This window comes from Bacteroides sp. 519 (assembly GCF_010500955.1).
Taxonomy (GTDB): Bacteria; Bacteroidota; Bacteroidia; order Bacteroidales; family Bacteroidaceae; genus Bacteroides.
Genome location: NZ_QVMJ01000001.1, coordinates 107217 through 121002 on the forward strand (window position 1 = coordinate 107217; position 13786 = coordinate 121002).

The 13786-nt window shown below is 39.2% G+C and carries 10 protein-coding genes; 3 read left to right on the forward strand and 7 right to left on the reverse strand.

The features are described 5' to 3' along the window. Positions 1 to 21 precede the first annotated feature (21 nt). Together D0T85_RS00435 and D0T85_RS00440 are read left to right on the forward strand one after the other, a co-directional pair. Entirely contained in the window at positions 22 to 828 is an 807-nt protein-coding gene (locus D0T85_RS00435) for a metallophosphoesterase (RefSeq protein WP_163209123.1), read from the forward strand. A 7-nt stretch (positions 829 to 835) separates the two neighbouring features. Continuing rightward, positions 836 to 3790: a PEP/pyruvate-binding domain-containing protein gene (locus D0T85_RS00440; RefSeq protein WP_163209125.1), complete on the forward strand. Its 2955-nt coding sequence runs from the start codon at positions 836 to 838 to the stop codon at positions 3788 to 3790. 68 nt (positions 3791 to 3858) lie between these two features. On the opposite strand, the gene D0T85_RS00445 is transcribed toward D0T85_RS00440, so the two are convergent. Then, positions 3859 to 4758, reverse strand: a complete 900-nt coding sequence (locus tag D0T85_RS00445; protein ID WP_163209127.1) for a diaminopimelate dehydrogenase — start codon at positions 4756 to 4758, stop codon at positions 3859 to 3861. A gap of 271 nt (positions 4759 to 5029) precedes the next feature. Between D0T85_RS00445 and D0T85_RS00450 the strand changes: the two genes are divergently transcribed. Further along, the gene (locus tag D0T85_RS00450; protein ID WP_163209129.1) at positions 5030 to 6424 is read left to right on the forward strand and encodes a S41 family peptidase; all 1395 of its coding nucleotides are present in this window, start codon (positions 5030 to 5032) and stop codon (positions 6422 to 6424) included. 73 nt (positions 6425 to 6497) lie between these two features. Here the strand turns inward: D0T85_RS00450 and D0T85_RS00455 are convergent, their stop codons facing one another. The 6 genes from D0T85_RS00455 to D0T85_RS00480 all read right to left on the reverse strand — a co-directional run bounded on the left by D0T85_RS00455 (position 6498) and on the right by D0T85_RS00480 (position 13699). Then, entirely contained in the window at positions 6498 to 7790 is a 1293-nt protein-coding gene (locus tag D0T85_RS00455; RefSeq protein ID WP_163209131.1) for an OmpA family protein, read from the reverse strand. A 114-nt stretch (positions 7791 to 7904) separates the two neighbouring features. Further along, a complete protein-coding gene (gene nfo, locus D0T85_RS00460) occupies positions 7905 to 8741 on the reverse strand; it encodes a deoxyribonuclease IV (protein ID WP_163209133.1) in 837 nt (278 codons plus the stop codon). Positions 8742 to 8937: 196 nt separating this feature from the next. Continuing rightward, positions 8938 to 10350, reverse strand: coding sequence for a sulfatase (locus D0T85_RS00465; protein WP_163209135.1), 1413 nt, complete (start codon positions 10348 to 10350; stop codon positions 8938 to 8940). A 21-nt stretch (positions 10351 to 10371) separates the two neighbouring features. Further along, positions 10372 to 11007: an HNH endonuclease gene (locus D0T85_RS00470; protein WP_163209137.1), complete on the reverse strand. Its 636-nt coding sequence runs from the start codon at positions 11005 to 11007 to the stop codon at positions 10372 to 10374. Positions 11008 to 11015: 8 nt separating this feature from the next. Further along, positions 11016 to 12158: an AAA family ATPase gene (locus D0T85_RS00475; protein ID WP_163209139.1), complete on the reverse strand. Its 1143-nt coding sequence runs from the start codon at positions 12156 to 12158 to the stop codon at positions 11016 to 11018. Between the two features lie 173 nt (positions 12159 to 12331). Further along, positions 12332 to 13699, reverse strand: coding sequence for a TrpB-like pyridoxal phosphate-dependent enzyme (locus tag D0T85_RS00480; protein WP_163209141.1), 1368 nt, complete (start codon positions 13697 to 13699; stop codon positions 12332 to 12334). Positions 13700 to 13786 lie beyond the last annotated feature (87 nt).

Sequence of the window (13786 nt, forward strand, 5' to 3'; positions counted from 1 at the left end):
CAAACTTAAAACTCAAAAACAATGAAATTTATACTCAATATTTTCATAATCCTAATTCTAGCCTCCTGTGCTTCCGGAAAAGGCGTAGGAAGAATTAAGAAATACGATTTCTCCCATCAGGATATCCCCCAAGCTTTCGATGGGTACAAGATAGCCTTTATCTCCGATTTGCACTATAAAAGCCTTTTCACCCAAAAGCGGTTGAACAAGTTGGTAAACACATTGAATAAACTTGGGCCAGATGTATTGTTAATGGGGGGCGACTATCACGAAGGCTGCCGGTATGTGCCCGAATTATTTGAAAAGTTATCCCAGGTAAATGCCCCCGATGGCATTGGAACCGTTCTTGGAAATAACGATTACGAAGCCTGTTACGATGAAATTCTGGCAGCAATGAAACGCAACAATATTCGTTTACTGGAACACACACTTGATACCATTAACCGAGGCAATGAAAGCATAATCATTGCCGGAGTACGAAACCCGTTCGATTTAAAACAAAACGGTGAATCGCCCACCGGGATGCTTCGCGACGAAGATTTTGTGATACTTCTTGTTCATACTCCCGATTATGCCCAGCAGGTGCCCATTGATAACACAGACTTGGTATTGGCCGGACATACACATGGCGGACAAGTTACACTTTTTGGACTCTATGCACCGGTTATCCCCTCGAAATACGGACAGAAATTCAGAACCGGATTAAGGAATAATTCACAGGGAACCCCAGTTGTAATTACAAATGGAGTAGGAACATCTAACAAAAATATGCGTATATTTGCTCCCAGCGAAGTGGTGCTTGTTAAATTAAAAACGAAGACTAAATAATAACCCCATGCTAAGTAAATTAAAATTAAACCAATTATACTTTAAAGATACCCAGTTTGCCAATTTAATGACCCGGCGTATTTTTAACATATTGCTCATTGCCAACCCCTATGATGCTTTTATGTTGGAAGACGATGGTCGTATTGACGAAAAAATCTTTAACGAATATACATCGCTTTCGCTTCGTTATCCGCCTCGTTTCTCGCAGGTATCAACCGAGGAAGAAGCATTGGCGCAACTAAGCGAAATATCTTACGATCTGGTAATCTGTATGCCGGGAACCGGCGATAATGATAGCTTTGATATTGGTAGGCGCATTAAAACCTTGTACGAGCATATCCCCATTGTAATTCTTACCCCTTTTAGCAGGGGGATTACTGCCCGCATTGCCAACGAGGATCTTACTGCTTTTGATTATATTTTTTGTTGGCTGGGAAATACAGACCTGTTGGTGTCGATAATAAAACTGATCGAGGACAAGATGAATCTTGAACACGATGTTGAAGAAGTTGGCGTACAGCTTATTTTGCTGGTTGAAGATAGCATCCGTTTTTACTCGTCGAGCTTGCCCAACCTCTATAAGTTTGTGCTTCAACAAAGTCAGGAATTTTCGACCGAAGCATTAAATGCCCATCAGCAAACATTGCGCATGAGGGGGCGCCCCAAAATAGTACTGGCACGTACTTATGAAGAAGCATTGCAGATTTACGATAAATATAAAAACAATGTATTAGGAGTAATATCTGATGTGCGCTTTCCGCGCGAGGGGAAAAAAGATTCGATGGCGGGTATAAAACTTTGCGATAAGATACGTAAAGCCGATCCCTTTGTTCCTATAATAATACAGAGTTCCGAAGTTGGAAATGTTGCCTATGCCAATAAGCTAAGCGCATCTTTTATTGATAAGAACTCTAAAAAGATGGATGTAGACCTGCGCGAAATAGTGCGCGATAACTTTGGTTTTGGCGATTTCATCTTTCGCAATCCAAATACAAGAGAAGAGATTGCCCGTGTAAGAAACCTCAAGGAGTTACAAAATGTAATCTTCTCACTTCCGGCCGAGTCTTTTCTTTATCATATTAGCCGCAACCATGTTTCCCGGTGGCTGTATTCGCGTGCAGTATTTCCGGTTGCCGAGTTCCTGAAACCCATTACCTGGCAAAGCTTGCAAGATATAGATGCGCATCGTAAAATTATCTTCGAGGCTATTGTGAAATATCGGAAGATGAAGAATCAGGGGGTGGTTGCTGTTTTTAAGCGCGACCGTTTTGACCGTTACTCCAACTTTGCCCGTATTGGCGAAGGGTCGTTGGGAGGCAAAGGGCGTGGCTTGGCATTTATTGATAACATGGTGAAACGACATCCCGAATTCGATGAGTTTGAAAATGCACAGGTAGCCATTCCTAAAACAGTGGTACTTTGTACCGATGTTTTCGATGAGTTTATGGAAACCAACAATCTCTACAAAGTAGCCCTTTCGGATGTTGCCGATGATGTTATACTGAAACATTTTCTGAAAGCCAAACTGCCCGATAGGTTGATCGAAGACTTTTTTACTTTCTTTGCTGTAGTGAAGTCGCCCATTGCCATACGCTCGTCGAGCATGCTCGAAGATTCACATTATCAGCCATTTGCCGGTATATATAATACATATATGATACCCTATCTGGACGATAAATACGAAATGCTCCGTATGTTATCCGATGCCATTAAAGGGGTGTATGCTTCGGTCTATTTTCGCGACAGCAAGGCATATATGCAAGCTACTTTTAATGTAATAGACCAGGAAAAGATGGCAGTAATATTGCAGGAAGTAGTTGGTACACAGTATGGCGACCGTTATTACCCATCAATGTCGGGGGTGGCACGTTCGCTCAACTATTACCCATTGGGAGATGAAAAGGCCGAAGAAGGAACTGTTAATCTTGCTTTGGGGCTGGGCAAGTATATTGTAGATGGCGGAATGACCTTGCGCTTTTCGCCCTATCACCCCAATCAGGTTTTACAAACCAGCGAAATGGAGATGGCTCTGCGCGAAACCCAGACACGCTTCTATGCCCTCGACCTGAAAAATATCGGGCAAGACTTCTCTATAGATGATGGCTTCAACCTGCTTAAACTACATGTAAAGGAAGCCGAGAAAGACGGTGCTCTGCAATATATTGCTTCTACTTACGATCCATACGATATGATTATTCGCGACGGCTTTTATCCCGGTGGGCGCAAGTTGATAACGTTTGCTAATATTCTGCAACACGATGTTTTTCCGCTTGCCCGTATCCTTCAACTGGTGTTGCAACACAGTCAGCAAGAAGTTCGGCGTCCGGTAGAAATAGAGTTTGCTGCCAATCTGGATAAAGAGAACGGTCGTAGCGGCACCTTCTATTTGTTGCAAATCCGTCCGATAGTGGATAGTAAGGAGATGCTCGACGAAGATTTAACAGTAATCCCCAACGAGGAAGTAATATTACGTTCCGAAAACTCGCTTGGTCATGGCATTATGGACGATATCTTTGATATTGTATATGTTAAGACCGATGGGTACAGTGCCTCAAACAATCAGATGATTGCTTATGAGATAGAGAAGCTGAACCGTCAGTTTCTTGATGCAGGCAAAAACTATGTATTGGTTGGGCCCGGGCGGTGGGGAAGTAGCGATACCTGGTTAGGTATTCCGGTTAAATGGCCACATATTTCGGCAGCCCGTGTAATCGTTGAGGCTGGTTTAACCAATTATCGTATAGACCCCAGTCAGGGAACTCACTTTTTTCAGAATCTAACTTCGTTCGGGGTAGGATATTTCACCATTAATGCGTTTATGAATGATGGTGTGTACGATCAGGAATATCTCAACTCATTCCCAGCCGAGTTTGAAACAAACTTCTTGCGGCATATACGGTTTGAAAAGCCAATAGTGGTAAAAATGGATGGTAAAAAGAAATTAGGAGTAGTCCTGAAATAGTTGAGAATTGAGAGTTGAGAGTTGAGAGTTACGATGCCGCATGGTAACTCTCAACTCTCAACTCTCAACTAAACAAGGTGTGCAATCAACTCGTCCCTATCCCCAAACAACAAATCAATAACCGGAACCTCGATCATAGTATAACATCCCGGGCGTTGTTTCATTGAAGCGCGAGCTGTGCAAACCAACACCTGTGCAGTAAGGGCAGGGTTATTGATACGCATATTGAATTCGAACAGTTGATTCTGTGTTTTGCCCGATACCCCTTTGCGGGTGAGGTTTACCCCATGTCCCATATCCAGTAGATCGTCAACACAAGGAACTTGGGTAACATGCGTTTCGTCTTTCACAAAGTAAGCATCCGCTTTAATAGCAGCAGCTACATCTTCGAATTTATACCCTTCTTCAAGTTCAATGTAAACCATGCGGCGGTGAATACCTGTACCTGTAGGAATAGTCATTGACAATGCAGCTTTCACTCCATCAATGGCTTTTACGGCAACGGTGTGCCCCATGCTCATGCCCGGGCCGAAGTTGGTGTAGGTAATTCCTTTGGGGGCAATAGCCTCGAGCAATGTACGTACTACCGAGTCACTTCCCGGATCCCATCCGGCCGAAATAATTGCTACTGCATTGTTTTCCTGTGCTACTTTACTCAATTCTTTGCGTAAATCAACAATACCTGTATGAATATCGAAGCTATCAACCGTATTAATACCCATAGCAAGGTATTCTTTAGCATATTTTTCTACGCTGCGGGTAGGTGTACACAGAATTGCTACATCAATATCCTGTAATTCTTTTATGTTTTTTACAACCGGATAATCATTAAGTTCGGTAGGTTTATTCTCGGCTCCGTTACGACGTACCACACCTGCAAGTTCAAAATCGGGGGCTGCCTGAAGCGCTTCCAATACATATTTTCCAATGTTGCCATATCCAACAATGGCTGCTCTGATTTTTTTCATTCTTTTGGATTGTTATTTAGATTGTTAATACTCTATTCTTTCAGTCACAAAAATAATCAAAAAAACAAAGAAGGGGGTGGTTTGGTTGTCGTTATCCCATTTAAAATATCTATTAACTGTTAATTAATTACATAAATATGCTTTGTTTGTTGCAAATTGAATCCTGTTTCTTTGTATACGAATGAAAGTGTAAGTATAAAATGTTAGTGTAATTAATACATGAATTCAATAAAATCCGTATTTTTGTAGAAATCAGATAAACATACGTTATATGAAGTATACAAAATTTCTTTTATTCGCACTGCTCTGCATCTTTTTTGTAGCATGCAAAGACAATGATAAAAAGCCCAAAGATGAACGGCCCGAAACATTAGCATGGGTAGAAGACACCATGAAGGAGCATTACTATTGGGAAGGTACCACAAAAACACCAAACTATTTTTCTACTCCCGAGTCTTTTTTTAAATCATTATTATCTAAAGAAGATGGCAAATGGTATGATGGTAAGCATTATCCTTATTCTTATATTACTGACTTAACAAATAAATCTCGCGGGTTTATTCAAGAAACAACTTATGGTTTTGAGTTTCAAACGGTGCGTTTCAGTGATGGAAACATTGGGGCTTTTATTCTATATGTACTTCCAAATTCGCCAGCTTCTAAAGCAGGATTGGAACGAGGCGATATGATATTAAAAAATGATGGTAAAGAAATTATTACCGATGATGATGTATATTCGCTGTATGGAGATGGTGCCACAACATTTACCATTTATAATTATGATGCAAAGACTGATAAATTTGTGGATGAAAGGCTTGTTGACATAGCTGCCGCCCGCAAGGTAGAAAACAATCCGGTTTTTTATTCGGATGTAATAACCCGGGGGAATAAAAAAGTGGGTTATCTGGTTTATAATCAGTTTAATGATGGTAATGATGAAGATACTGTTTATGATGATGAACTACGAAGTTTATCAAGCAGTAAATTTAAAGGAGTTGATGAATTTATTTTAGACCTTCGTTACAACAATGGTGGTTTCTTAACTTGTGTTCAAGTGTTATGTTCTATCCTTGGACCTCAAAGTAAGTTAGGTAGCACGTTAGGATATTTGCAATACAAATCGGGTAAGAAAGCTTCTTTCTCAATGAACAAAAATATGTTGGAAATTCCCAAAAAGCCAAAGGGTGAAAATCTTAATATGACTACATTATATGTATTGGTTAGCAGTACAAGCGCTTCGGCATCCGAGGCAGTTATTAATTGTCTCAGACCCTATATGAACGTTGTTGTAATTGGACGGCAAACCGAAGGTAAAAATGTAGCCTCACAGCCATATTTTAATGATGATGAAACATGGGAAATGCATCCTATTGTAGCTTTAATATCTAATTCGGAAGGCTTTTCGGATTACAAAAATGGCTTTGAACCCGATTATGATCAAGGAGATATATTTGATTACGATGACAAAGGCTATGTTAGCTTTGTAGATATATTGCCTTTAGGTGATCCTAACGAACGTCTTCTGAAAGTTGCTTTGGAATTGATTGATGGTACTTATAAAGGAAGAAGTGTACGTTCGGTAAATAATGCGGCACTTTATAAAGTTGGTCCGGTTAATTCTTTAGAAAGGAAAGCTACTAATGGAGTAGTGATTAATAATAATTGAAAATTGAAAATTTCACCACAGATGACATAGAGAAAAAATAAAACTCTGTGTCCTCTGTGGTGAAATTTTCAATTTAAATAAGTTCTAAGTTTCTTTTAGCAATCTCGTCACCCACTTCGGCTGCCCAGCTTAACCATTTACGGGCTTCGACAAAATTACCTAGCATCATATAGCAGCTACCAATTGCGTTCCATGAGCGTGAATCATCCTTAACACTCATCAGTATTTCTAAAGCAGCATTGTAGTTGTTGGTTTCAAATTTAGCTATGGCACTGTTTACAATATCGGGTACCAGGTCGGGTTTGTCGGAGTACCATACAGCAATGTGGTGTGCGCTACGTAAACGTGGATATAACACTTCAAGTAAGCTTCTATATGGGCGACCCCCATCCAGCATTTTTAAACGATTGTTTCGTTGTTCCTCCGGAGTTTCTTCCACAATCTTCTTGATTTGGTCTTTATGCGATATACCCATTCTTTCGGTCAGTGAAGTCAGGTCGTGCCAGTTTTCGCCACCGGCTTGTACTTCGAACATTTCTTTAGGTATACTCATTTGTTGTTCCAATAACTGGGCAAGCGCATTAGCACGGTTGGCCGACAGTTCTTCATTGAATCCATGATTACCTTCGGGTGAAGCATATCCAATTATGGTTATCTTTTCTAATTTGGTGTATTTGTTGTTACGTATCAGGTTAATGGCATCCATTATTTTCTTGATACTGGCATTGTTGGAGAACGAATTCAGGTCGATAGTAGCATTGGCAACATCAAACTGAATGGTTGTTGATTTGTCCATTGTTGGTGTTTTTCCAACTTTCACCAGGAAAGGATAGCTGGCAAGTGTAAGCGGATCGATTCGTTTTGTATCGGGTGTTGCAGGAGTTACAATCGGATTATCCGGTAAAGGAAGCTCAATCGGACCGGCAATAAGTGATGTTCCTAAACTTTCGCTGGTACCATATATGGCTGTGCCTTCGCCTGTTTTATTAATACGCAGGCTGAGGTTGTTTTCCATCCACGGTTCGTATTTTACTGTCATGGTGTACTTAAAGGTGGTACCATTATCTATATTTTGGTTATCCCACATACTTTTTTCCTTCACAGTTCTTTTTCTTTCGCGTTTCTGGTTTTTACCTCCTGCTATGGTAAACGTCTTCAAATCCATGGATCCGTTGTCGTTATAAAGTTGAGGCGTAACAAACAAACGGAAATCTCTACGAACCGTATTACGGGGTATTTTAACAGTGAACTCAACCGAAACTTTATTTCTTTCCCTCTCTAACTTTATATTTTTTATACTAATCTTACCCGAGTAGGCTGGTAAGGATAATACCATAAATAGTATTACGGTAATAACATGTTTCATAATTGACATTGCTTAGTAGGTGTTGTTATAATTCGCTCACACAAAAGTAAATATAAAAACCTTAAAAACAAATAAATGATGGGGTGGTTTTTTAATATCTTTTTTATTCTGAATTTATACAATTAAACTTTTTAGCAAAGCAATCTCCTCTTTCCACCTTGTTTCGTCGGGAGTTTCCAGTACCAGTGGCATGTTATCAAACCGCGGATCGTTCATCATTTTACGGAAAAAATCTACTCCCAGTAGTCCTTCTCCAATGCTTGCGTGTCTGTCGGAGTGGCTTCCCACAGCCTTTAGAGTATCGTTAAGGTGGATGGCCCGCAGATAGTTGAATCCTACTTCCTCTTCGAACTTATTAAAAACCTCTTCGTAGTTGTTTACCATATCGTATCCGGCAACATAGGTATGGCAGGTGTCCAAGCATACACCTACACGGCTTTTATCGTGTACATGATCAATAATGTATTTCAGATGCCAGAACTCATTGCCCACATTGCTTCCTTGTCCGGCGGTATTTTCAATAACCGCGGTTACTCCCTGAGTTTTGTCTAGTGTAATATTGATGCTTTCGGCAACTCTCATTAAACAGTCTTCAATACTTATTCCGTTCAGGTGACTGCCTGGGTGAAAGTTTAATAATTTTAGTCCCAATTGCTCGCATCGTTGCATTTCGTCCAGAAAGGCTGCACGGCTTTTTTCAATAGCATCTGCTTCAGGATGTCCCAGATTAATAAGGTAACTATCGTGCGGAAGAATATATTCGGGCTTAAAATTATACTTCAAACAATTCTCCTTAAATAGTTTGATGTTTGAATCGGTTAATGGCTTGCCAACCCATTGCCGTTGGTTTTTGGTAAATAAAGCAAAAGCATTTGCTTCTATATTATGCGCATTAATAGGGCAGTTCTCAACTCCGCCGGCGGCGCTAACATGTGCTCCGATGTATTTCATATTGATAATTTTTAATGTATAAGATGGAGTTAAATATAATGAGTATTTCATCAGAAATAGGATGAATGTTGATTAATAAACAATATTTAACTGATGGGGTCTTTAGAACACAGAGACACAAAGACACAGAGTTTTCTATTTAACTCTGTGTCTCTGTGTCTCTGTGTTCTAAATCTAAATCATTTTTAACTATATTCTATTTCTTTGTCTTCCCAGCTTCCCGTCTTTCAGTACCTTTCTTTCTGGTAAGATTATCCCCCAGTGTTTCCCGGTACCCATCTGCAATCTTCATTAATTTAATTGCTACTTCCGGATATTGCGCAAATACATCATAGCGTTCGCCCGGATCACGACGTAGATCATACAATTCAGCTTTTTGCAAATCAATATTAGTCAGTTTGCCTGGTTGACCATCATTGCCTGGTGCATAAGCCCCGTAAGTAGTATATACGTGTGGGAAAACCAGTTTGAACATACCATCGGTAACAGCTTCCAGATCATTTCTTTTGAAATAATATACAAATGCTTCACGCGGATTAGCATCCTTCTCATTCTTTATTAATGGCAACATGCTGATACCATCAATCTTTCTGGTTGGCAGAGGGGCTTTTGTAATTTCGGCAAATGTTGGAAACAAGTCGATATTAGATGCCAGTTTATTGCAGGTACTGCCCGGCTCTACCTTTCCTTTCCAATACATGATACATGGAATGCGGTTTCCACCATCAAAAGTAGTAGCTTTGGCCTCACGTAATCCTCCGGCTGATCCGGCGTGATTACCGTAATTGGCCCACGGACCGTTATCAGAAGTCAAAATAACTAATGTGTTATCTTCCAGTCCTAGTTCGCGCAACGTTTTCAGAATTTCGCCCACGCTCCAGTCAATCTCCATCATAACATCTCCAAACAAGCCCTGTTCACTTTTACCTTTGAATTTATCGGATACAGCCAACGGAACGTGCGGCATAGAATGTGCCAGATACACAAAGAACGGCTGTTTACGATTCTTCTTGATAAAGTTTATTGTACGGTTGGTATAATCTGTTGTAAATTTGGTCTGGTCTGTATTGTATCCTACAATCTTGTTTCCTTCGTACGTTGGTAAATCGGGAAAGTTGAAAACTTCTCCCTGTTGTGGATGGAAAGGCCACATATCGTTGGAGTAGGGGAGGCCATAATATTCGTCGAACCCATTTTGAAGAGGCATAAACTCCGGTGCATCCCCCAGATGCCATTTACCATAAATAGCAGTGTTGTATCCTTTTTGTTTTAAAAGCTCGCCCATAGTCATCTCATCCGGATGAATACCATAATCAGAGCCCGGACCTGGTGCGCCGGCAAATCCTATTCGGTTGGGATAACATCCGGTTAGTAATCCAGCACGCGATGCCCCACTAATAGGTTGACAAGCCAGAAAATGGGTAAATCGTATACCCTCGGCAGCCATCCGGTCAATGTTAGGAGTTTTGTATCCATAAGCGCCATTGAAAGAGAAATCGCCATATCCAACATCATCAAGGTTAATGAGGACAATGTTTGTGTAATCTGTGGCAAAGCCGGATATGGCCAGAGAACTAAGTACTGGGAGTAATAATTTTCTTTTTTGCATAGTATTTAGTTTTAGTTAGAATTATTTTTTATTCCAGATAATATAGGAGCTGAATTCATTAACTAATCGTTCATGACCAATAATTATGGAATATTTAAATCCTAGATATTCACTTTTTATATCTAGTTCTGTGATAATAAGATCCCGATGCTTTTCTACTTCTATGCCTGTAAGAAACTTATCAATGTAAGATTGGAAGATATTCATTTTTCTACGATATTCATCATAAAATTTGGTTTCTCTTAAATTTCGGAGATTTCCTTTTCCATTAAATAGTCTTTGCAGCAAAGAAATAGTATGTTTAATACTTTCATCTTGATTAGTTGTTGTAAAATGGACTCTATTGCTTATTGGTTCATCTATGTGTACAATAATATTTTCCAGGTTATTTTCCACCGGATTAATAATGTTGTCATATATGTTGGTTTTTCTTCCATTGCAATAGCTACAACTAAGAAATAAATTGCTCCATTCTCTAACTAAATCGGAGAAATTTTTCTGAGATTTTAAATGTTCTATTTCGTAATCAGTACCTAACTTTCGTTCGCACAAATAACATTTTTCGTCTTGATCAATATGTATTAAATTACATATTTCATCTGTATTGTAATTCGCTTTTATATGAGGAACGCTTTCGCTTTTTCGGATTCTTATCATAGTTTCCTCTATTTAAGCAATTCTCTTTTAAGTTGAAAATAAGCACTTTTTATATTGGGAGCCACTGCCTCTGGTATTTTTTCGAAATCACTCAGCAGCAAGTTCATCTCTTCATCTTCTGTGGTATTACGTTCTTTGTGTACCAACTCTTTTAAACGCTCTATCCTGTTTTCCAAATCTCCCGATATGGTTTCTACTCCAAAATATCCTTCGGCTAAAGATTCGTATGAATAATCTGTCAAGTCATCACTAATTATCTGTTTACGTTCCAAATCAAATGCAATAGCATTGGATAAAGACCCTAACACAAAAGGAGAATGTGTGGTTACAATAAATTGTATATTAGGAAATATCCGGGTTAGTAATGGTAGGATAAGTCGTTGTAATTCAAGGTGCAAATGAGTTTCTATTTCATCAATAAGTACAATCCCTTCCTTATCGAATACCCTGTTGTATCTGTTCTCTTCCTGCATTTTCAAAATTAAATCTGCAGCTATGTCTATAATAGCATAATAACCATCAGAGAAGTGATTAAAACCGAAAATTTTACCTTGCGAGGCAATCTTGAAAGAATAATCTTTGTAATTGAATTGTAGTTTTAAATTTCTATCTTCAAAAATATCCTTTAGAATTTCTTCAAAGTTAACAAACCATTGTTGGATGTTATTTACATCTTCTGTTTGATTTGCTACTTGTGCCAGGGCTTCTTGTATTTTTAAATCAGCTAGGAATTTAAGAAATTCATTTGTTTTTTTTGCTTTTATATATTGAACAGGTTGCAGATTGGGCTTATCTGGAGATTCTGGCTCTACCATGGACTTGCTTGTTCCACGTTCAGCTTCGTAAAAGGCAAGGATGAACTGGCTTTTATCAATAGATTTGGCTAAATTATTAGGATTATTGAAAGTTAGTTCAACTCCACCAGTAAGATGTGACCAATTTATATTATCTAATTGAGGTAAAAGACTTTCTGCTTCATGTTTTATAAAAACATTCAAATATTCGCCAATAGCGTTTAACAGTAATGTTTTTCCTGTTCCATTTTTTCCTGTGATGATCAGATGTTTTTTCTCTTCATTATCAATATGAATATTGAAATCTTGAAGATGCAAAAGTTTAACAACTTTAATATCTGTAAGGAAGGTGCCCATGTTATTACGTTTATTTAGTTGTCACAAAATTACTATTTATTTTGAAGATTGATATAAAAAACTTCTCATAATGCAAAAATGTGACTGTTTCAAAAACACAAATTGCGCGGATTTAAAACCCAGATAAATTAAATCCGTGTTTTTAATCCGCGCAATCCGTGTCTAAAAATAAATTACACCAAATCCCCTATCTTATCCAAATTACCCTGAACATCCTCATCCGTCAAAGAATAATTCACAAGGTCACCAGCCAGATACTTATCATACGATGTCATGTCAAGCAATCCATGGCCCGAAAGATTGAATAAGATAACCTTTTCCTCGCCTGTTTCTTTGCATTTATTGGCCTCATTTATAGCAGCCGCAATAGCATGAGTCGATTCAGGAGCCGGGATAATACCTTCGGCACGGGCAAACAACATACCAGCATCAAACGATTCAAGTTGTTTAATATCAACGGCTTCCATATAACCATCTTTCAGTAACTGCGATACAATTACACCTGCACCATGGTAACGTAAACCACCAGCATGAATATTTGCCGGAGCAAAATTGTGTCCTAGAGTGTACATGGGTAAAAGTGGAGTATAACCGGCCTCATCGCCAAAGTCGTATTGGAATTTACCACGCGTTAGCTTAGGACACGATGCAGGTTCGGCGGCTATATAGCGGGTTTTCTTTCCTTCCAGAATGGTATGGCGCATAAATGGAAATGTAATACCGGCAAAGTTAGAGCCACCACCAAAACAGGCTACTACAATATCGGGATATTCACCGGCCATTTCCATCTGCTTTTCGGCTTCCAAACCAATAATTGTTTGGTGTAAGGCTACATGGCTAAGCACAGACCCCAATGTGTATTTACAGTTAGGTGTGGTTTGAGCCAGTTCAATAGCTTCCGAAATGGCGGTACCCAACGAACCCTGATACAGGGGATTTGCAGTAAGTATATCCTTACCTGCGCGGGTCGACATAGATGGCGAAGGAGTAACCTGTGCACCAAATGTTTGCATAATGCTTCGGCGGTATGGTTTCTGCTCATAGCTTATTTTTACCTGATACACAGCAGCTTCAAGTCCAAATATTTTAGCTGCATACGATAAAGCCGCTCCCCATTGTCCTGCACCGGTTTCGGTAGTGATGTTGGTAATCCCTTCCTGCTTGCAATAATAAGCTTGTGCCAAGGCAGAGTTAAGTTTGTGCGAACCTATCGGACTAACACTTTCATTCTTAAAATAAATATGTGCAGGAGTACCAAGTGCTTTTTCAAGTCCGTAAGCACGAACAAGCGGAGTACTACGATAGTATTTGTACATTTCGCGAACTTCTTCAGGAATCTCAATCCAGGCATTTTCCTGGTCCAGTTCCTGGCGGCTTAGCTCTTCAGCGAAAATAGGAAATAAATCTTCTGCTTTTAATGGCTGTTTGGTTCCCGGATGCAACGGAGGCATCGGTTTGTTTTTCATTTCAGCCTGTATATTGTACCAGTAACGTGGAATTTCATCTTCGGGAAGAATGAAACGTTTTGTCTTATTACTCATAATGTTCGTATTTTATGTAAATTGATGCCAAAGTTAATTATAAATCTTCATATTGAAATTAAAATGAAGATGTTTTTACTTAGATTA

What these genes read in the sequence shown, in the direction of transcription:
- D0T85_RS00475 (WP_163209139.1), bottom strand. Translation starts at nt 12,158, where the DNA reads ATGGGCACCTTCCTTACAGATATTAAAGTTGTTAAACTTTTGCATCTT.
- nfo (WP_163209133.1), bottom strand. Translation starts at nt 8,741, where the DNA reads ATGAAATACATCGGAGCACATGTTAGCGCCGCCGGCGGAGTTGAGAAC.
- D0T85_RS00455 (WP_163209131.1), bottom strand. Translation starts at nt 7,790, where the DNA reads ATGAAACATGTTATTACCGTAATACTATTTATGGTATTATCCTTACCA.
- D0T85_RS00480 (WP_163209141.1), bottom strand. Translation starts at nt 13,699, where the DNA reads ATGAGTAATAAGACAAAACGTTTCATTCTTCCCGAAGATGAAATTCCA.
- D0T85_RS00470 (WP_163209137.1), bottom strand. Translation starts at nt 11,007, where the DNA reads ATGATAAGAATCCGAAAAAGCGAAAGCGTTCCTCATATAAAAGCGAAT.
- D0T85_RS00465 (WP_163209135.1), bottom strand. Translation starts at nt 10,350, where the DNA reads ATGCAAAAAAGAAAATTATTACTCCCAGTACTTAGTTCTCTGGCCATA.
- D0T85_RS00440 (WP_163209125.1), top strand. Translation starts at nt 836, where the DNA reads ATGCTAAGTAAATTAAAATTAAACCAATTATACTTTAAAGATACCCAG.
- D0T85_RS00435 (WP_163209123.1), top strand. Translation starts at nt 22, where the DNA reads ATGAAATTTATACTCAATATTTTCATAATCCTAATTCTAGCCTCCTGT.
- D0T85_RS00450 (WP_163209129.1), top strand. Translation starts at nt 5,030, where the DNA reads ATGAAGTATACAAAATTTCTTTTATTCGCACTGCTCTGCATCTTTTTT.
- D0T85_RS00445 (WP_163209127.1), bottom strand. Translation starts at nt 4,758, where the DNA reads ATGAAAAAAATCAGAGCAGCCATTGTTGGATATGGCAACATTGGAAAA.